The organism is Mycolicibacterium brumae, from assembly GCF_025215495.1.
GTDB lineage: Bacteria > Actinomycetota > Actinomycetes > Mycobacteriales > Mycobacteriaceae > Mycobacterium > Mycobacterium brumae.
The window spans coordinates 3,611,908-3,631,079 of sequence record NZ_CP104302.1 but is presented as its reverse complement, the minus strand read 5'-3'; the positions used below and the strand labels follow the sequence as shown (position 1 = coordinate 3,631,079).

Below are 19,172 nucleotides of genomic sequence, written 5' to 3'. Positions count from 1 at the left end.
CTGTTGCAGTTGGCTTAACGCTTGCCGGGCCGCCGCGCGCCGGGGGCCAGCCCGAGCCCGACGACGGGCTTGGCCGGTTCGGCGGGCGCAGTGGGTTCGGCCGTAGCCGGGGCTTCGGCAGCCGGAGCCTCGGTGGCGGCAGGATCAGCTGCGGCAGGCTCGGCGGCGGCCGGAGCCGCAGCAGGCGCTGCGACCTTCTTCGCGCCGGGTCGACGCGCGCCGGCGGCCAGCCCGAGCCCGACGACGGGCTTGGCCGGTTCGGCGGGCGCAGTGGGTTCGGCCGTGGCCGGGGCCTCGGCAGCCGGAGCCTCGGTGGCGGCAGGCTCAGCTGCGGCAGGCTCGGCGGCGGCCGGAGCCGCAGCAGGCGCTGTGGCCTTCTTCGCGCCCGGTCGCCGGGCGCCGGCGGCCAGCCCCAGGCCCTTGACCGGAGCCGCGGGCGCCGACGGTTCGGCAGCGGCAGCCGGAGCGGCATCAGCGGCCGGAGTGGCGGGTGCTGCGGCCGCGGGCTTCTTGGCGCCGGGGCGGCGGGCGCCGGCAGCCATGCCGAGGCCCTTGGTCGGGGCCGCGGGCGCGGCCGGGGCGTCCGAAGCCGAGGGCGCCGGGGCGGCTGCGGCGGGGGCCGCCGCAGCCTTCTTCGCGCCGGGACGCTTTGCCCCACCGGCCATCCCCAGACCCTTGACCGGAGCGGCGGCCTTGGGCGCCTCGGCGGCTGCGGGCGCAGCCTCCTCGACCTCTTCGACGGCGGGCTCCTCGATGACCACCTCGGGCTCGGGCTTCGGCTTGGCGGCCTCGCGGGCGGCGGCCTCCTCGGCGGCGGCGCCCTTGGGGGGCAGCGTCACCGTGGACATATCCAGCGAACCCAGCAGCAGCTGGGCCACGTCGAGCACCTCGACCTTTTCGATCTGCCGGTCGGCGGCCACCTCGTCGACGCCGTCGGTGATCATCACCCGGCAGAACGGGCAGCCGGTGGCGATCTGCGAAGCGCCGGTGTCGATGGCCTCTTCGGTGCGCGAGGTGTTCACCCGCTTGCCGATGTGCTCTTCCATCCACATCCGGGCGCCGCCGGCGCCGCAGCAGAAGCCGCGGTCCTTGTTCCGCGGCATCTCGACCAGCTTCGCGCCGGAGGACTCGACCAGCTCACGCGGCGGTTCGTAGACCTTGTTGTGCCGGCCCAGGAAGCACGGATCGTGGTAGGTGATCTCCTGGCTGACCGGGCTCACCGGCACCAGCAACTTGTCCCGGACCAGCTTGTTCAGCAGCTGGGTGTGGTGCAGCACGGTGTATTCCGCGCCCAGCTGGCGGTACTCCCGGCCGACGGTGTTGAAGCAGTGCGGGCAGGTGGTGACGATCTTGCGGTGCGGGGTCTCCACCCCCTCGAACAGTTCGTTGAGGGTCTCCACGTTCTGTCCGGCGAGTTGCTGGAACAGGAATTCGTTGCCGGCGCGGCGGGCCGAGTCTCCGGTGCAGGTCTCCCCGGCGCCCAGCACCAGGAACTTCACGCCCGCGGCGGCCAGCAGTTCGGCGACGGCCTTGGTGGTCTTCTTCGCGCGGTCCTCATACGCCCCGGCGCAGCCGACCCAGAACAGGTACTCGAAGCCCTCGAAGGACTCGACGTCCTGGCCGTAGACCGGGATGTCGAAGTCGAGCTCGTCGATCCAGGCGGTGCGCTCCTTGGCGTTCTGGCCCCACGGGTTGCCCTTGTTCTCCAGGTTGCGGAACAGCACACCCAGCTCGGAGGGGAACTCCGACTCGACCATCACCTGGTAGCGGCGCATATCGACGATGTGGTCGATGTGCTCGATGTCCACCGGGCACTGCTCGACGCAGGCGCCGCAGTTGGTGCAGCTCCACAGCACGTCGGGGTCGATGACGCCGCCCTGCTCGGCAGTCCCGACCAGCGGCCGCAGCGCCTGGCCCGCGCCGGAGCCCGCGATCCGGATGAAGCCGTCCTCGGGCACACCGTGGCCGTGCTCGAACGAGTCATGGGCGAAGTCGACGGAGTCCTCCGGCGGCATCGGCTTGCCCTCGATGATGTAGGGCGCCTTGGCGAACAGGTGGTCGCGCAGGTTCATCATGACCAGCTTCGGCGACAGCGGCTTGCCGGTGTTCCACGCCGGGCACTGGGACTGGCAACGCCCGCACTCGGTGCAGGTGGCCATGTCGAGGTTGCCCTTCCAGGTGAAGTCCTCGATCTTGCCGCGGCCGAACACTGCGTCCTCGGCGGGGTCCTCGAAGTCGATCAGCTCGCCCTGGTACTCCATCGGCAGCAGCGGGCCCAGGCCGTCGGGCAGTCGCTTGAAGGTGACGTTGATCGGGGCCAGGCCGATGTGCAGATGCTTGGAATGCAGCACGATCAGCAGGAACGCCAGCATGACGCCCAGGTGGGCCATCAGCGCGCCGGTCTCCAGCCAGACGTTGGCGGTCTCGCCGAGCGGCGCGAGCAGCTTGGCCATCGCGTCGGAGAAGAAGGCGCCGGACTGGTACGGGAAGTCGGCGCCGAGCACGTTGACCGCCGCGCCGCGGAACACCGCGTAGGTCGCGATGACCAGGAAGATCATGATCAGGATGGTCCAGGCGCCGCCGTTGTGCGAGCCGTAGAACCGGGATTCGCGGCCGAGTTCCTCGGGGTTCTTCCGGATCCGGATGATCGCGAACACGATGATGCCGACCAGCACGGCGAGGGCGAAGAAGTCCTGCAGGAAGCCCAGCGCCGGCCAGCGCCCGATGAGCGGGATGTGGAACTCGGGGTTGAACAGCACGCCGTAGGCCTCGAGATACACCGTCGCGAGGACGAAGAAGCCCCACATGGTGAAGAAGTGCGCGATGCCGGGGATCGACCACTTGAGGAGCTTCGTCTGAGCGAAGACTTCCTTGTTCTGGTTGATCATGCGGCGGACGAACTCGTTCTTGCGGCCCTTCTCGTCCTTGACGGGCTGGCCGGAGCTGATCAGCTTGGTGAGCCACAGCACCCGCTTGGCGGCGAACACCAGCACCACGGCGGTGGCGACGAGAGCGAGAACCAGTCGCACCCAGAACAACGTGTGCTCGAGATGTTCGAGATCCATGGAGCGCCTCCATTCATAGTTACCCGTGGGTAACTTGAGCGTGGTTACCGACGGGTAACTTAGCTTCTGTCAGCTCATAGTGACACTTTGCGGTTTGCCTGCGCTACCGAGGATTACCTAACTTCGGTCCCGGGGTGACCTGCGTCTCAATAAATCGCCGGCGGTTCACGCGACGATTCGAACGGACGAAAGCCGCGGACTCGGCCGCCCGAAATCAGGTTTGCGGGGCGAGCATCGAGCGGAGCATGGACAGCATCTCGCTGCGCGACCCGGCGTCCAGGCGCCGCCGGATCCGGGCCACATGATGCTCGACGGTTTTGGCGGAAATGAACAATTGCGCGCCGATGTCTCGGTACGGCATGCCCAACAGCAGCAACTCCGCGACCTCGCGCTCCCGGTCGGAGAGCACCGCGCCTCGGGCTGCCGGCGGGCGGGCGGCGGGCTGATCGGCTTCCGCCGGCGCGGGGTCGTCGGCGCCCACGGTGAGCTTCAGGTCGCGGGCCAGCGCCAGCATCGCCGCCGACACCCGCGGGTCGGTGGCGCCGAGCGCCGCTTGGCCGGCCAGCCGGGTCGCGTCCCAGGTCAGACCGAACTGCGCCAGCCCGCGGGCGGCGGCCGACACCTCGGCCGCCTCCACCTGGCCGGCCAGCACCCGCAGCCAGGCCCGGCCGCCGGCGGCCAGCGCCCGGGCGAAGTCGCTGTGCGCGGCCGCCGCCGACAGCGCCGCGGCGTGCGGGGTCATCGAATCCGGCGTGCCGGCCAGAATCGCGGCGTGCACCCCGGCCCAGTGCAGCGGCAGCGACCACGCCGGTGGATTGCCCAGACCGGACAGCACCGCGAAGGCGCGCTGCAGCGGGTGCCGTAGCCGGTCGGCCTGCCGCAGCCGCGCCGCGGCCACCCACAACTCGCCCAGCGGCAGCAGCGAGTACAGGTCGGGACAGTATTCGGTGAGCACCGCCATCCCGGCGTGCCAATGCCGATGCAGCGCGCCCGCGTCACCCGCGCGACGGGCGATCCCGGTCTGCAGCGCGGCCAGCCACAGCGCGTCGCGGGGATGCGGGTCGGCGCCGACGGCCGCGGCGCCCGCGGCCGCGGCGGTCACCTGGCCGTCGAGCAGCTGTGTCCACGCCGCCAGCAGCAGCCGCCGGTTCTCGAACAATCGGTTGTGTCCGGCGTCGCGCCCGACCAGGACGGCGGCCCGTGCCGGGTCGCCGGCGTGCAGCGCGGTCAGCGCGGCCAGCGCCGCCGGGTCGTCGGGCATCGCGACCTCGGTCGGCCCGCCGACGGCCTGACTGAGTCTGCCGATGGCCGCGCCGTAGGGCTCGTCGATGGTCATCAGCAGGCCCTCGGCGAGATTGCGGGCGCGGCGCGCGCTTGACGTCGGCGGCCCCGACGGCTCGGCCCGCAGGGCGGCGCGGGCGGCCGGCAGATCGCCGACGGCCATCGCCACCACGGTGGCGGCGGACACCGTCTCGGCCTCGGGGTGTGGCGCGGGTTGGTCGGCCAGCCAGCCGAACAGTTCGGCGGCGTGCGCGGTGTTCCCGTCGTGACACGCAGTGCTGGCCGCGATGCGGACCGCAGCCGCGCGCACGCCCGGATCGGAGTCGCCCAGCAGGTCGTCGGCGATTCGGGTGGCCGCTGCGCAGTCACCGGCCAGCGCCAGGGCGTCGGCGAACGGCAGCGGGTCGGCGTCGCCGGCCCCGGCGGACAGCGCCGCGCGATAGCAGCGAGCCGCCTCGACCGGATCCGCGCCGCGGCCCGATTCGGCGAGCCGGTCGGCCAACCGCGCGTCGCGGACGCCGTGTTCGGCCAGCGTCACCGCCAACGAGACGGTCAGGGTGCCCATCTCCAACTGCGAGTCCAGCAGCGCGGTCTCCAGCTCGTGGTGGCGCAGCGCGCCGACGGCTCGGCTAGCCGCGTCATGCAGCACGTCCCGTCCCGGGGCCGCCGGATCCAGCAGCCCGGTGGCATATCCGCGGTCCACCAGGTCGCGAGCCGAATCCAGCGGAATGCCCAGGGCGGCAGCGACATCCGCGGGTCCCAGCGCGTCGTCCAGCGAGAGCACCGTCAGCGTGTCGGCCAGTTCGTCGTCCAGTCCGCGCAGCCGGGACGCCAGCCGGACCGGGTCCGTCCAGCGGCGGGCCGGGAGTCGCAGCCGGGGCCGTTCACGCTCCAGCGTCGTGGTCAGCTCCCGCAGCCGGCGATGATGCAGCCGCGGCGCCACCGCGACCACCACGGTGCGCGCCGGGTCGGCGGCCAGACTGGTCAGCGCGGCCAGTTCGGTGTCGGTGAGTTGATCGGCGTCATCGACCACGAACGCCGCGCCGGACGGCGCGTCCGGGTCGGGCCGGGTTCGGACGTCCAGGCCCGCGTCGCGCAGGGTGTCCCGGACCGCGGCGGCCGCGGCGCTCTTACCGGCGTCGATGCCACCGGCGATCACCAGCTTGACCGGGACGTCGGAGGCCTTGCCCAGCGCCGCCGTGACGACGGCGGGAAGTTCGGCCGTCGCATCCGGCCCCCCGCCGCCGGATCGATCGCTCACCTACTCGCCCGTGTCGCCACCGGTGTCGCCGCCACCGCCCGTGTCGCCGCCGCCGGTGTCGCCACCGCCGGTGTCACCCCCACCGGTGTCGGGCACCTCGGTGGTGGGTGGCTGCGTCGGTGGCTGCGTGGTCGTCGGCGGCTGGGTCGTGGTCGGCGGCCGGGTCGTCGTGGGCTGCGTGGTGGTCGGTTGGGTGGTGGTCGGTTGGGTGGTGGTGGTCCGCGTCGTGGTGGTCGGTTCGGTGGTGGTCGTGGTCTCTTCGGTCGTGGTGGTCTCTTCGGTGGTCGTCGTCTGCTCGGTGGTGGTTTCCGAGGTGGTGGTCGGTTCGGTGGTCGTCGGCGGCGGCACCATCGAACTGGTGACCTCGCCGTTCTCGCCGGTGTAGGTGACCACCGCGCTCGACGACGGCGGCAACGCGGTGGTGATGACCTCTCCGTTGGGCAGTGTGATGGTGGTGGTCACCGGCCCGGAGTCGGTGTCGCCGGACAGGGTGAGCGCCAACCCGCCCACGGACGCGATCGCGGCCACCGCGGCGATGCCGAACAACACCGGAGGACGCTTGTACCAGGGGATTGCGGGGGCCGGGTCGTACTTCTCTGTCTCGGCGTCGAACTCCACCGAGGGCCGCGCCGCGCCCGCGGTGTACTCCGCGCCGGTGTAGGGCACCGGTTCCTCTTCGCCGTGGACGCCCTCGGACCAGGCCAGCCCGCGCGAGGTGGCGTCCGGGGCGCCCGGGTCCTCCTGGCTGGTCCAGGACGCCGGGGCCATCCCGGTGGGGGAGTCCGGCGCCGCCGGCGCCAATCCGGTCGGGGAGTCCGGGGCGGCCGGGGCCATTCCGGTGGGGGCGTACGGATCGTCGACCGCGGGGGCCAGTCCGGTGGGCAGCCCGGCCGCCGCGCCCGGCATGGCGGCCATCCCGGTCATCGCGTCCGGGGCGGCGCCGCGTTCGGAGACCAGCGCGGCGCCGACGGCAGCTGCCGCCGCGGGTTCGGGGAGGGTGACCACGGGAACCCGCAGTTCCTCGGAAAGCCGCTGGGTCAGCAGCGGGATGGCCGCGCCGCCGCCGACCGTCGCCACCGCGGACAACCTGGCCGCCGGCACCCGATTGCGTTCCAGCAGGTCGCCGATCGCGTTGAGCAGGCCGCCCAGCGGCCCGCCGATCAGGCTCTCCAGTTCCGCGCGGGTCACCCGCACGTCGGTGGTCGTGCCCTGGTGCTCGGCGGGGATCACCGCGACGGTGTCGGTCGACAGCTGCTCTTTGGCCGCCCGGCACTGGTTGCGCAGCCGGCCCAGCGCGCCGACCGCGGCGGTGCCACCGGTCTCGCCCTGGCCGACCGGAGTCAGGCCGGCCAGCACGTGATTGAGCAGCGCCTGGTCGATCAGGTCGCCGGAGAGTTCGTGGTAGCGCAGCGGCTCACCGACCGGCCGCAACCCCGCGCCCGCGTCGGCCAGCGCGACGGTGGTCCCGGCGCCGCCGAAGTCGGCCAGCAGCACCACTCCCTGGCCGGGTAGCCCGGGGCCGTTGCTCAGCGCGGTCAGCGCGGCGGTGGTGTCCGGGATCAGCTCCGGCGGCGCCCCGTCGGAGTTCAGCGCGGGCTGGCCGCGCAGCGCCGTGCGCAGCGCGGCGACCGCGTTGGGTCCCCAGTGGCCGGGATGGGCGATGGTGACATTCTGCGGCGCGCCGGTTCCGGCGCCGGCCGCGCGGGCCAATGCGGCCAACGCCTCGGCGGCGACCTGCTCGGACCGGTGCGACGAGCCGTCCGGGGCGACCATCGGCACCGGGTCGCCGACCCGATCGGCGAAGCCCCACAGCACCAGACCCGATTCGGACAGCTGCGGATTCTCCGCCGGCAGGCCCACCTCGGCGGGCCGGTGCGCAAACACCGTCAGCACCGATCGTCGGCGCAGGGGAGCGGCGCCGTTGCGCACGGCCACCATGTTCGTCGTCCCGAGGGAAAGGCCCAATGAGTCCATGCACACACGGTAGTGGTCCCCCTAACAACCGGCAATCCCCTAATCCGATATCCCCTAGGGGGATAGTCTCGGGGGCGGGCCGGCGCCCGATCCCGGATTGGCCCGCGCTGCCTAACATTGCTGCCAGGAACCGCTGAATCCGGCGGGCACTCGGTAGACAGGGAGCGCTGCAGATGGCAAACGAACTCCTGGACTTCGTCATGGGACTGGTCCGAGACCCCGCGGCCGCCGCGCAGTACGCAGCCAACCCCGACCAGGTCATCGCCAACGCCCACCTTGCCGGTGTGACCAGCGCGGATGTCAATAATCTGCTGCCGATGGTGACGGAGTCGGTGGCCATGTCCACGCCCGGAGTCGGCCCCGACCTGATCTCCGCGCCCGGCGCCACGGGCCTGGATCTGACGATCGGCAACATCTGGTCCTCGGGCGCCGCGCACGCCGCGTTCGAGGCGTTCGACGCCGTCGCGCCGGGCGCCTCCGGGTTCGACCTGCCCGCCGTGCACGATGCCGCCGCCGGCGTCATCGACAGCGGTCCGGCGATCGAGGCGCCGGCCGTCGACTCCGGCCTGGCCGCCACGCTTCCGGACGCGTTCTCCCAGGTCGCGGACGCAGCACCGGTGTGGGCCGAGGAGTCCGTCGACCATGCGCCGGACCCGACGTTCGGGACCGCCTCGGATTGGGCGCACCCGGCCGCGGACGCCCATCATGTCGACCCGGGGCATACGGGGCTCGACTTCTTCAATTGACGACCTGATACGCGGGAATCCCCCGCGTTACGACCGCCCGGCTGCTGAAAGAGCGGCCGGGCGGGTTCGTTTTTGCCCCTTGAACTGCGTGAACACTGCGAATTCCGGGATCGTCACGTCGTCCCGAGTTATCCCCCTAATCCCCTAATGCATAGGGGATTAAAGCCCCTAGGGAGGCTTTGGGGGAACGGGATCAAACCCCGTTTCCGGGCGCTTTCCGCGGTTCTAACGTGTATTTCAGATCGCCGGAACCGCCGGCGGATGACCGAAAGGCACCTCAGATGCTTACTCTCGTCGACTGGCTGCTCAACCTCTTCCGCAACCAGAACGCCGCCCAGCAGTTCGTCCTCGCCCCCGAGCAGGCCATGCGCGACGCCGGCCTGTCCGGCATCACCCCGGCTCAGCTGACCGCGGTGGCCAGCACCGCGATGCCGGGCCTGGCGCTGGGCAGCGACCCGGTCGCCGGACTGCAGCGCGCGGTCGCCAACAACTACGGCTACAACGACTACACCCCGTACTCGTCGCATTACGCGCCGAGCTACTCCCAGGGCTACGACTACTCGCCGAGCATCGCCTCGCCGAGCCTGCTGTCGCCGAGCTGGGCCCCGCAGAACACCTTCGCCCCGGACACCGACCTGGCCAGCAACAACCGCACCGACCTGATGAGCCACAACCAGACGCCCATCATGAGCCCGGTGCAGAGCTCGGGGGCCAACTCCCAGCAGGGCGGGTTCAACCTGGGCTTCGGTGACATCACCCTCGGCGACAAGACCAGCAACACCGCCTCCAACGGCGGCGTGGTGGTCGGTGGCGAGAACCGCGGCGACATCGTCAGCGGCGACGGCGCGGTCCTGGGCGACGGAAACAGCGTCACCAACGGCGACGTGGTCGCCGGGTCGGGCGCCACCGTCAACCAGGGTGAGGGCACCGTCACCAACGTCGGCTCCACCACCAACACCGGCAGCGGTTCGGTGATCCGCGACAACGACGCCCCGGTCTTCCAGGACGTCGACGCCAGCGGCGGCAACGGTGGGCATGCCGGCGGTGGGTCCGGCGGTCTGCTGGACGTCGGCATCGGCAACCGGACCGACGGCGGCGACGCGGGCGGCGGCGGCATCACGGTGATCACCAAGGACACCGGCAACTCGAGCAGCAGCTCGCAGTCGCACACCGTCACCGAGACCCGCACCACCACGTTGGTCAACGACAACTCCGACAACGTCAACTACACCGGCAACACCAGCAACCACACCCTGGTCGACAACGACAACCACTCGCTGTTGAGCAACTCCGGCAGCCAGAGCCTGCTGGGCAACAGCGGCGGGGAGTCGATGTTCGGGACCACCGGCGACCACTCGCTGTTCGGCAACAGTGGCGGCGAGTCGGTGTTCGGCGCCGACACCACCGTCGACAACCAGGCTGCGGTGACCGCTCCGGGCCACCACGGGCTGCTGGGCTTCTGACCCGATCACGCTGATGCGGCGGGGACCTACCCGGTCCCCGCCGCTTCCGCGCCTACCGTGGGACCAACACCGTCAGAAAGGCGTGCGCTGTGACTCAACCGGAGGATCCGCGCCGGGTGCGGGTGATCGTCGAGCTGATCGACCACACCGCCCGGATCGCCGAGCTCTACGACCGCGGCGACCTGCGCGCCCGGCTCCAGGTGGCCAAGGAACGGATCACCGACCCGCAGGTTCGGGTGGTGATTGCCGGCCAGCTCAAGCAGGGCAAGAGCCAACTGCTCAACTCGCTGCTGAACCTGCCGGTGGCCCGCGTCGGCGACGACGAGACCACCGCGCTGATCACCGTCGTCAGCCACGCCGAGCAGCCGTCGGCGCAACTGGTGGTCGCCCCGGACCCCGGCCAGACCGAACCCGAGGTCATCCCGATCGGGGTCGAGGAGATCCGCCACGACCTGCGCCGGGCACCACAGGCCCGCGGCCGCGAGGTGCTGCGGGTGGAGGTCGGCGCCCCCAGCCCACTGCTGCGGGGCGGGCTGACCTTCATCGACACCCCCGGTGTCGGCGGGCACGGCCAACCGCACCTGTCGGCCACCCTGGGCCTGCTGCCCGACGCCGACGCCATGCTGATGATCTCCGACACCAGCCAGGAGTTCACCGAACCGGAGCTGCGGTTCATCCGCCAAGCTCACGAGATCTGCCCGCTGGGCGCGGTGGTCGCCACCAAAACCGACCTGTACCCGCACTGGCGCGCGATCGTCGCCGCCGACGTCGCGCACCTGCAGCGCGGCGGACTGAACCTGCCGGTCATTCCGGTGTCATCCCTGCTGCGCGGCCACGCGGTCGCCACCAACGACGCCGAACTCAACAACGAGTCCAACTTCCCGGCGCTGGTCGCGTTCCTGTCCGAGAAGGTGCTCGGCCGGGAGAACGACCGGGTGCGCGAGCACGTGCTCGCCGAGATCTCCGCGGCCGCGGAGCATCTCGGCGTCGCGGTGAACTCCGAGCTGTCGGCCATCAACGATCCCGACGACGTCCGCCGGCTCACCGAGGACCTGGAACGGCGCAAACAGGAGGCCTCCGACGCGCTGGCGCACACCGCGCTGTGGCAGCAGGTGCTCAACGACGGCATCACCGACCTGACCGCCGACGTCGACCACGACCTGCGGGCCCGGTTCCGCGCCATCATCGACCACGCCGAATCCGTGGTGAACTCCTGCGACCCCACCCTGCACTGGGCCGAGATCGGCTCCGAGGCCGAAGACGCCATCGCCACCGCGGTCGGCGACAACTTCGTCTGGGCGTTTCAGCGCGCCGAGGCGCTGGCCGCCGAGGTGGCGCGCACCTTCATCGAGGCCGGGATGGACGCCGTGGACCTGCCCGAGGTCAGCGCCGCCGCGATGGGCGCCGGGTTCGACGGGCTGCGCGCCATCGCCCGGATGGACTCCAAACCCGTCGGGATCTCGCACAAGGCGGTGACCAGCATGCGCGGCTCCTACGGCGGCGTGTTGATGTTCGGCATGCTCACCTCGATGGCGGGGCTGGGCATGTTCAACCCGCTGTCACTCGGCGCGGGCCTGCTGCTCGGCCGCAAGGCCTACCGCGAAGAGATGGAGGCCCGGATGTCCCGGGTCCGCGGCGAAGCCAAGGCCAACCTGCGCAAGTTCGCCGACGATGTGGCGTTCGTGGTGGGCAAGGAGTCCCGGGACCGGCTCAAGGCCATCCAGCGCCAACTGCGCGACCACTACCGGGAGATCGCCAACCAGGCGACCCGGTCGCTGAACGAGTCGCTGCAAGCCGCGGTGGCCGCCGCCCGGCTGCAGGAGAACGAGCGTTCCGGGCGGGTCCGGGAACTCGAACGCCAGGCCGACATCCTGCGGCAGGTCAACGAGAACATCGCCAAGCTGACCGCGCCGCCGAGCGCTACGGGCCGGGAGTGAGAATCCGAGTCTCGTTGTAGCGAGCCCGCTTGCGCGTCGTGGTGATCTCGGATTCCTCGTCGTCGGCCTCGGCGCCGCGGGGGCGGGTGGTCGCCGTCGTCGGGGCGTCCTCGTCGGGCTCACCGGATGCACTGGTTCCCGAGACGTCGGCGCCGCTCGGGTCGGCCGGATCGCCGGTCTCCAGGCCGATCTCCGTGGTGGAGATCGGCGCGGTGGTGTAACTGGTGGTCGACTCCGTGCTGGTCAGCAGCGACTCGCTGGAGCTGGGCAGGTTCGCGGTCATCCGGCCGAACTCCGGCGGCTTGACGTTGTCGTCGGGTGATTCCCACTGGCCCGACATCCGCACCACCAGCACGAATAGCGCGACGACCAGGATCAGCCCGAGGCCGCCCGCGGCGTACACCGCGGCCTTCGTGCGGTGCCAGGGTTGCGGGTCGTCGGTCACGACGGCCGATGCTACGTGGTTGCGTGACGATCGGAGCCGTAAACTCGCTCGTGCAATGAGCACCAGCGACCAGGTGCGCGCCATTTTGGCCGCAACAATCAGCGCCTACCAGGGCGAACCGGCCTACCGGCAGCGAGCTGACGTGTTCGACCAGCTCAACCGGATCGGCTGGCAGCTCAACCAGCCGATCCGGATCGCGCTGGCCGGCAGCCTCAAAGCGGGCAAGTCCACCCTGGTGAACGCGCTGGTGGGGGAGAACATCGCGCCCACCGACGCCACCGAAGCCACCCGCATCGTGACCTGGTTCCGGCACGGCCCCACCCCGAAGGTCACCGCGGTGGACTATCGGGGTGGCCGGCGCAACGTGCCCATCGTCCGCGCCGACGGCCTGACGTTCGACTTCGCCGCGCTGGACGCCGAACAGGTCGCCCTGCTCGACGTGGAGTGGCCGGCGTCCGAACTCGTCGGCGCGACCATCATCGACACCCCGGGCACCTCCTCGCTGTCCCGCGACGTCTCCGAGCGGACCCTGCGGCTGCTGGTGCCGACCGACGGCGTGCCCCGGGTGGACGCGGTGGTGTTCCTGCTGCGCACCCTCAACGCCGCCGACATCGCGCTGCTGCAGCAGATCGGCGAACTCGTTGGCGGCTCGGCCGGCGCGCTCGGCGTCATCGGGGTGGCCTCCCGCGCCGACGAGATCGGCGCCGGGCGCATCGACGCCATGCTGTCCGCCCGCGAGGTGGCCACCCGGTTCACAGCCGAGATGGAGAAGACCGGCATCTGCCAGGCCGTGGTCCCGGTGTCCGGGCTGTTGGCGCTGACGGCGCGGACGCTGCGCCAGAGCGAGTTCACCGCGCTGCAGAAGCTGGCGGCGATGGACCCCGCGGTGCTGAACAAAGCCATGCTGAGCGTGGATCGCTTTGTCCGCGAGGATGATTCGATTCCGGTCGACGCACCCACCCGCGCCGCGCTGCTGGAGCGATTCGGCATGTTCGGCATCCGGATCTCGATCACCCTGCTGTCCTCAGGTGTCTCGGATTCGGTGGCGCTGGCCGACGAGCTGTTGGAGCGCAGCGGGTTGACGGCGCTGCGCAACGTGATCGACCAGCAGTTCGCGCAGCGTTCGGAACTGCTCAAGGCGCACACCGCGCTGCTGTCGCTGCGACGGGTGGTGTCGGACAACCCGATTCGCGCGACCCCGCTGGTGATCGCCGACATCGACCCGCTGCTGGCCGACACCCACGCCTTCGAGGAACTGCGGCTGTTGAGCCAACTGCGCTCCCGCGCAACCACTCTGAACGACGACGAGGTGGCCTCACTGCGCCGGATCATCGGCGGATCGGGGACCGACGCGGCCAGCCGGCTCGGCCTGGCGCCGTCAGATCTGCACGACGGGCCGCGTGCCGCGTTCGCCGCGGCCCAGCGCTGGCGTCGCCGCGCCGAGCACCCGCTCAACGACCCGTTCACCACCCGGGCCTGCCGGGCGGCGGTGCGCAGCGCCGAGGCGCTGGTCGCCGGCTACGCGCGTCGCTGACGCGCGTCGCTGGCTCAGTGTCCGTCGCTGGCTTAGTGTCCGCCGTGGGCTCAGTGCCCGCCGTGGTCCCCGTCGGCGGGCGGCTCCTCGGCCGGGAAACCGCCGGGCGGCACGCTGACCGACGTGGTGGTCGTCGTGGTGGGCGCCGTCGTCGTGGTGGACGTCTCCGAGGAGGTGGTCTCCTCCGTCGTCGTCGTTTCCTCGGTGGTGGTCGTGGTCTCTTCGGTGGTGGTGGTTTCTTCGGTCGTGGTCTCTTCGGTGGTCGTCGTTTCCTCGGTGGTCGTCGTGGGCGACGGCGAGACGCTCGTCGTCGACGGGGTGGTGGTCACCGAGGTGGAGGTGGCCGGGGCGATCGGGGTGATCCGGTCGTTCTTCTCATGTGAGGCCGGCGAGCTCATCAGCGACACGATCGCGTACACGCAGAGGCCCAGAATGATCGCCGAGATCGCGCCGATCGCGATCAGCACGCCGGGCTTGTTGAACCAGCGGGGCTCGGGCTCCGGGGCCGGTTCGGCCGCGCCGGGGTCCTGATAGCCGCCGAAATTCTCGGTGGCGCCGTAGTCCTGGGCCCGCGTCGGGTCGTTGTACCCGTAGTTCGCCGCCTGAGTGGGATCGTTATAGGGATCTTCGGGGGTTCCGTTGGCCACGAACCCGATCCTAACCCGGCGGGCGGGGGATCCCGGGAACCGCAGGATTGCCGCACAACAGTGACCAGCGGGCGGCCGGGAGCATTCGCGGGTGTTCGCCAGTGACTGGTGGACGGCGAATGGCCGCCTCATCGCATCGTCAGTGACGTCAGGACGGAACCCGACGTCGCGGGTAACCACAGGGCGGAAAACGGGCCGTGAATCGGCCCCCAGTCACTGGCGCGTTCGGAAGTCGTCCTGAGGTCACTGGCGTTGCCGAATCGGCTGTCGCGGTCGTCCTGGGGTCACTGGCGTCGCGGGTTCAGCGGAACTGAGAGGAAACCCCGTCGGCGAAGAGCTCGAGGTGGTCCAGGTCGGCGAGGTCCAGCACCTGCAGGTAGACCCGAGAAACCCCGGCCTCGATGAACGGCCCCAGCCGGTCGACGATCTCGTTCGGCGTGCCCACCAGTGGCGTGTTGGCTCGCAGCTCGTCGACTTCGCGGCCGATCGCGTCGCCGCGGCGGGCCACTTCGGCGTCGTCGCGGCCGGCGGCCACCACGAAACAGGCCGAGTAGGTCATCGACTCCGGTGTCCGGCCGGCGGCGGCCACCGCGTCGGCGACCCGGGCGAACTGCGCGGTGATCACCTCCAGGGTGTCGAACGGGATGTTGAACTCGTCGGCGAATCGGGCCGCCAGCGCGGGCGTCCGCTTGGGGCCCTTGCCGCCCATGATGATCGGCGGGTGCGGACGCTGCGCGGGTTTGGGCAACCCGGGGGAGTCGACCACCGAGTAATGCGCGCCGGAGTAGCTGAAGGTCTCGCCGTCCCGGGCGCCCCACAGCCCGGTCAGGATGTCCAACTGCTCGCCGAGCCGGTCGAAGCGTTCGCCCAGCGGCGGGAACGGGATCGCGTAGGCGGCGTGCTCCTTCTCGAACCATCCCGCGCCGATCCCGAAATCGACTCGGCCGCCACTCATTTCGTCGACCTGCGCAACTGAGATGGCCAACACTCCGGGGTGCCGGAAGGTCGCCGAGGTGACCATGGTGCCGAGCCGGATGGTGCTGGTCTCCCGGGCCAACGCGCCCAGGGTGACCCAGGAGTCGGTGGGCCCGGGCAGCCCGTCGCCGCTCATCGCCAGGTAGTGATCGGAGCGGAAGAACGCCGAATAGCCCAGGGATTCGGCGGCTTGGGCGACGGCGAGTTGGTCGGAGTAGCTGGCGCCCTGCTGCGGTTCGACGAATACCCGGAAGTCCATGCCCGCCAGGTTAGAACGATTCCACGCCCTGGGTTGCGACGAACATGCCGTGGCCGGTGCCGTTGTTGGTGAACCGGGTGCCGTTGGCGTCGGCGACGATGGTCCAGCCGACGGCCTGGTAGGTGGCGTAGTCGAGGGCGACGGTGGGGATGGCGCCGAGATTGCCCTGGATCCACTCGAGGGTCCCGGCGCTGTTCACGCTGACACCGTTGGCCGGGTAGCCGTTGATCTCCGGGGCGTTGTCGAAGGCCGACTCACAACCCACGGTGGCCGAGCTGAGTTGGCAGCGGGTCTTGCCGGACTTCGTCTCGATGTAGACCAGGCCCTGGGCGTCTGCGGGCAGGTTCTCCCCGCTCGGCGCCGGACCGGTGGGCCCGGGCGCGGGTTCGACGGGGGTGGGCGCCGGCGCCGCGGTGGGCGCCTCGGCCGTCGGGGACGGCGTCGGGCCTTCGGGCTCGGTGTAGGAGCCGCAGCCCGGGCAGCTCGGATCGCCGTCGATGACCGTGCTGCACGCCGCCAGGGCCAAAACCGCCAGCAGCGCGCCCGTCACCGCCAGCCGGGACTTGATTGTGCGCACCTGAATCGCTCCTTGGAGGTTCCTCGCCACGCTACCGGGGCCGTGACGGCAGTGACAGGTGCGACGGGTGTTGTTTATCAAGTCGTGAGGTGCTTAGAGTTGAGTCATGGTGACGCAACTCACGGACCGGCTCGCCCCGCCCCGCGCCCAGGCGCGCCGTTGAGTGTGCGCTCAGGCAGGGCCTCGCCATTGTGTGTGCTGCTAGATCGTGGTTTCAGTCAAAAGTGCGATCTGAGCGCACGCAGGATGGGAATGCCCCCGAATGACCTCGAATAGCCCCGAATGGGGAGGTTCCGGGGCGCGTGCACGGCCCCACGCCGGTCTTTCCTCGGTGGTCGGGAATGAATTCCAGACGCCGCCCGTTGCACAGTTCGACAAACTTGAGTGAGACAGACTCAACTAGGGTTGACAACCGCCGCCCGGCGGGAGCAGTCTTGAGCGCGGTTCACTCAGATCCAGTAAAGCTATTCAGGAGGCAGTAACTATGGCTCGTGCGGTCGGCATCGACCTCGGGACCACCAACTCCGTCGTCTCGGTTCTGGAGGGTGGCGACCCCGTCGTCGTCACGAACTCCGAGGGCTCCCGGACCACCCCGTCGGTCGTCGCGTTCGCGCGCAACGGCGAGGTGCTCGTCGGCCAGCCCGCCAAGAACCAGGCGGTGACCAACGTCGACCGGACCATCCGTTCGGTCAAGCGGCACATGGGCACCGACTGGTCCATCGAGATCGATGGCAAGAACTACACCGCTCAGGAGATCAGCGCCCGAGTGCTGATGAAGCTCAAGCGCGACGCCGAGGGCTACCTGGGTGAGGACATCACCGACGCGGTCATCACCGTGCCCGCGTACTTCAACGACGCTCAGCGTCAGGCCACCAAGGAAGCCGGCCAGATCGCCGGCCTCAACGTGCTGCGGATCGTCAACGAGCCGACCGCGGCCGCGCTGGCCTACGGCCTGGACAAGGGCAGCAAGGAACAGACCATCCTGGTCTTCGACCTCGGCGGCGGCACCTTCGACGTGTCCCTGCTGGAGATCGGCGACGGTGTCGTCGAGGTGCGCGCCACCTCCGGTGACAACCACCTCGGTGGCGACGACTGGGACGACCGGATCGTCGAGTGGCTGGTCGACAAGTTCAAGTCCAGCGCCGGCATCGACCTGACCAAGGACAAGATGGCCATGCAGCGGCTGCGTGAAGCCGCCGAGAAGGCCAAGATCGAACTGAGCTCCTCGCAGAGCACGTCGATCAACCTGCCCTACATCACCGTCGACGCGGACAAGAACCCGCTGTTCCTCGACGAGCAGCTGACCCGCGCCGAGTTCCAGAAGATCACCCAGGATCTGCTCGATCGCACCCGCAGCCCGTTCCAGCAGGTGGTCAAGGACGCCGGCATCGCCGTCGGCGACATCGACCACGTGGTGCTGGTCGGCGGCTCCACCCGGATGCCCGCGGTCACCGAGCTGGTCAAGGAACTGACCGGCGGCCGGGAGCCCAACAAGGGCGTCAACCCCGACGAGGTCGTCGCCATGGGCGCCGCGCTGCAGGCCGGCGTGCTCAAGGGTGAGGTGAAAGACGTTCTGCTGCTTGACGTCACCCCGCTGAGCCTCGGCATCGAGACCAAGGGCGGCGTGATGACCAAGCTGATCGAGCGCAACACCACCATCCCGACCAAGCGCAGTGAGACCTTCACCACCGCCGACGACAACCAGCCGTCGGTGCAGATCCAGGTCTTCCAGGGCGAGCGCGAGATCGCGGCGCACAACAAGCTGCTCGGCTCCTTCGAGCTGACCGGCATCCCGCCGGCCCCGCGCGGTGTCCCGCAGATCGAGGTCACCTTCGACATCGACGCCAACGGCATCGTGCACGTGACCGCCAAGGACAAGGGCACCGGCAAGGAGAACACGATCAAGATCCAGGAAGGCTCCGGCCTGTCCAAGGAGGAGATCGACCGGATGGTCAAGGACGCCGAGGCGCACGCCGAGGAAGACCGTCAGCGCCGCGAAGAGGCCGACGTCCGAAACCAGGCCGAGTCGCTGGTCTACCAGACGGAGAAGTTCGTCAAGGAGCAGCGTGAAGCCGAGGGCGGATCGAAGGTTCCGGCGGACACGCTGAGCAACGTCGAGTCGGCCATCGCCGACGCCAAGTCCGCGCTGGCGGGAACCGACATCGCGGCGATCAAGTCCGCGATGGAGAAGCTCGGCGAGCAGGGTCAGGCCCTGGGCCAGGCGATCTACGAGGCCGCCCAGGCCGAGCAGGCCGCCGGCGGCTCCAGCGCCGACGCGCAGGCCGGCCCGCAGGCCGACGACGTTGTCGACGCCGAGGTTGTCGAGGATGACCAGGAGAACAAGTGAGTGAGAACGATTCGCACGAGCCGGTGACCATCACCGACAAACGGCGCATCGACCCCGAGACCGGGGCTCCTCGCGAGACGGCTTCCGGCCCGGCCCCCAGTGGGCCGGCGCCGGAGGCGTCCGCGGCTGAGGACCCGGTAGCGGACGCGCCGGACCCGGCAGCCGAACTGCTGGCCGATCTGCAACGGGTGCAGGCGGACTTCGCCAACTACCGCAAGCGGTCCCTGCGCGATCAGCAGGCCGCCATCGACCGGGCCAAGGCCGGTGTGGTGGCGCAACTGCTGCCGGTGCTCGACGACCTGGAGCGCGCCCGCGCCCACGGCGACCTGGAAACGGGTCCGCTGAAGGCCGTCGCGGACAAGCTGGCCACCACCCTGCTGGGGCTGGGGTTGAGCTCGTTCGGCGAGGAGGGCGACGAGTTCGACCCGGAGGTGCACGAGGCCGTGCAGCATTCCGGTGACGGCTCGGCCCCGGTGCTCGGAACCGTCATGCGCAAGGGCTACAAGCTCGGCGAGCAGCTGCTGCGCCACGCCATGGTCGCCGTCGTCGACGCCGCCGAGCGGGCGGCCGGCGACTCCGACCCCGGACCGGGCGAGGGATCGCCCTCGAATTCGTAAGTGAGACAGAAATTATCAGCAACGACGGCGAGGAGGTGATGCGC

13 protein-coding genes are annotated in these 19,172 nt (G+C 70.4%); 6 read left to right on the top strand and 7 right to left on the bottom strand.

The window, feature by feature from the left end; genetic code table 11:
- Positions 1–14: 14 nt before the first annotated feature.
- The 3 genes from L2Z93_RS17730 to L2Z93_RS17720 form a co-directional block, all read right to left on the bottom strand.
- A complete protein-coding gene (locus L2Z93_RS17730; RefSeq protein WP_090588739.1) occupies positions 15–3,065 on the bottom strand; it encodes a (Fe-S)-binding protein in 3,051 nt (1,016 codons plus the stop codon).
- A 214-nt stretch (positions 3,066–3,279) separates the two neighbouring features.
- The gene (gene iniR, locus L2Z93_RS17725; protein ID WP_234786101.1) at positions 3,280–5,607 is read right to left on the bottom strand and encodes an isoniazid response ATPase/transcriptional regulator IniR; all 2,328 of its coding nucleotides are present in this window, start codon (positions 5,605–5,607) and stop codon (positions 3,280–3,282) included.
- The gene (locus L2Z93_RS17720) at positions 5,608–7,581 is read right to left on the bottom strand and encodes an Hsp70 family protein (protein WP_090588738.1); all 1,974 of its coding nucleotides are present in this window, start codon (positions 7,579–7,581) and stop codon (positions 5,608–5,610) included. It abuts the gene before it with no gap.
- A gap of 173 nt (positions 7,582–7,754) precedes the next feature.
- Between L2Z93_RS17720 and L2Z93_RS17715 the strand changes: the two genes are divergently transcribed.
- From L2Z93_RS17715 to L2Z93_RS17705, 3 genes are all read left to right on the top strand, one after another.
- Positions 7,755–8,327: an Rv0340 family IniB-related protein gene (locus L2Z93_RS17715; protein WP_090588737.1), complete on the top strand. Its 573-nt coding sequence runs from the start codon at positions 7,755–7,757 to the stop codon at positions 8,325–8,327.
- A 281-nt stretch (positions 8,328–8,608) separates the two neighbouring features.
- A complete protein-coding gene (locus tag L2Z93_RS17710) occupies positions 8,609–9,790 on the top strand; it encodes an IniB N-terminal domain-containing protein (protein ID WP_099541237.1) in 1,182 nt (393 codons plus the stop codon).
- An 89-nt stretch (positions 9,791–9,879) separates the two neighbouring features.
- Entirely contained in the window at positions 9,880–11,727 is a 1,848-nt protein-coding gene (locus L2Z93_RS17705) for a dynamin-like GTPase family protein (RefSeq protein WP_162561900.1), read from the top strand.
- Here L2Z93_RS17705 and L2Z93_RS17700 read toward each other — a convergent pair.
- The gene (locus L2Z93_RS17700) at positions 11,711–12,172 is read right to left on the bottom strand and encodes a hypothetical protein (RefSeq protein ID WP_090588736.1); all 462 of its coding nucleotides are present in this window, start codon (positions 12,170–12,172) and stop codon (positions 11,711–11,713) included. The two genes, L2Z93_RS17705 and L2Z93_RS17700, sit on opposite strands and share 17 nt — an antisense overlap.
- 55 nt (positions 12,173–12,227) lie before the next feature.
- Between L2Z93_RS17700 and L2Z93_RS17695 the strand changes: the two genes are divergently transcribed.
- Positions 12,228–13,706 (top strand): dynamin family protein, encoded by a 1,479-nt coding sequence (locus L2Z93_RS17695; protein WP_090588735.1) that lies wholly within the window; start codon positions 12,228–12,230, stop codon positions 13,704–13,706.
- Positions 13,707–13,756: 50 nt separating this feature from the next.
- On the opposite strand, the gene L2Z93_RS17690 is transcribed toward L2Z93_RS17695, so the two are convergent.
- From L2Z93_RS17690 to L2Z93_RS17680, 3 genes are all read right to left on the bottom strand, one after another.
- Entirely contained in the window at positions 13,757–14,353 is a 597-nt protein-coding gene (locus L2Z93_RS17690; RefSeq protein WP_090588734.1) for a hypothetical protein, read from the bottom strand.
- 301 nt (positions 14,354–14,654) lie between these two features.
- Positions 14,655–15,587, bottom strand: coding sequence for an LLM class F420-dependent oxidoreductase (locus L2Z93_RS17685; RefSeq protein WP_090588733.1), 933 nt, complete (start codon positions 15,585–15,587; stop codon positions 14,655–14,657).
- 10 nt (positions 15,588–15,597) lie between these two features.
- Positions 15,598–16,155, bottom strand: a complete 558-nt coding sequence (locus tag L2Z93_RS17680) for a hypothetical protein (protein WP_370745870.1) — start codon at positions 16,153–16,155, stop codon at positions 15,598–15,600.
- Positions 16,156–16,648: 493 nt separating this feature from the next.
- On the opposite strand from L2Z93_RS17680, the gene dnaK reads away from it, so the two are divergent.
- Both dnaK and grpE read left to right on the top strand, forming a co-directional pair.
- Positions 16,649–18,511: a molecular chaperone DnaK gene (dnaK, locus tag L2Z93_RS17675; RefSeq protein ID WP_090588732.1), complete on the top strand. Its 1,863-nt coding sequence runs from the start codon at positions 16,649–16,651 to the stop codon at positions 18,509–18,511.
- Positions 18,508–19,128: a nucleotide exchange factor GrpE gene (gene grpE / locus L2Z93_RS17670; RefSeq protein WP_090588731.1), complete on the top strand. Its 621-nt coding sequence runs from the start codon at positions 18,508–18,510 to the stop codon at positions 19,126–19,128. The genes dnaK and grpE overlap by 4 nt, the downstream gene beginning before the upstream one ends.
- Positions 19,129–19,172 lie beyond the last annotated feature (44 nt).

Coding starts and splice junctions, on each gene's coding strand:
- L2Z93_RS17720 (WP_090588738.1), bottom strand. CDS start 7,581: ATGGACTCATTGGGCCTTTCCCTCGGGACGACGAACATGGTGGCCGTG.
- L2Z93_RS17715 (WP_090588737.1), top strand. CDS start 7,755: ATGGCAAACGAACTCCTGGACTTCGTCATGGGACTGGTCCGAGACCCC.
- L2Z93_RS17685 (WP_090588733.1), bottom strand. CDS start 15,587: ATGGACTTCCGGGTATTCGTCGAACCGCAGCAGGGCGCCAGCTACTCC.
- L2Z93_RS17710 (WP_099541237.1), top strand. CDS start 8,609: ATGCTTACTCTCGTCGACTGGCTGCTCAACCTCTTCCGCAACCAGAAC.
- L2Z93_RS17695 (WP_090588735.1), top strand. CDS start 12,228: ATGAGCACCAGCGACCAGGTGCGCGCCATTTTGGCCGCAACAATCAGC.
- dnaK (WP_090588732.1), top strand. CDS start 16,649: ATGGCTCGTGCGGTCGGCATCGACCTCGGGACCACCAACTCCGTCGTC.
- L2Z93_RS17730 (WP_090588739.1), bottom strand. CDS start 3,065: ATGGATCTCGAACATCTCGAGCACACGTTGTTCTGGGTGCGACTGGTT.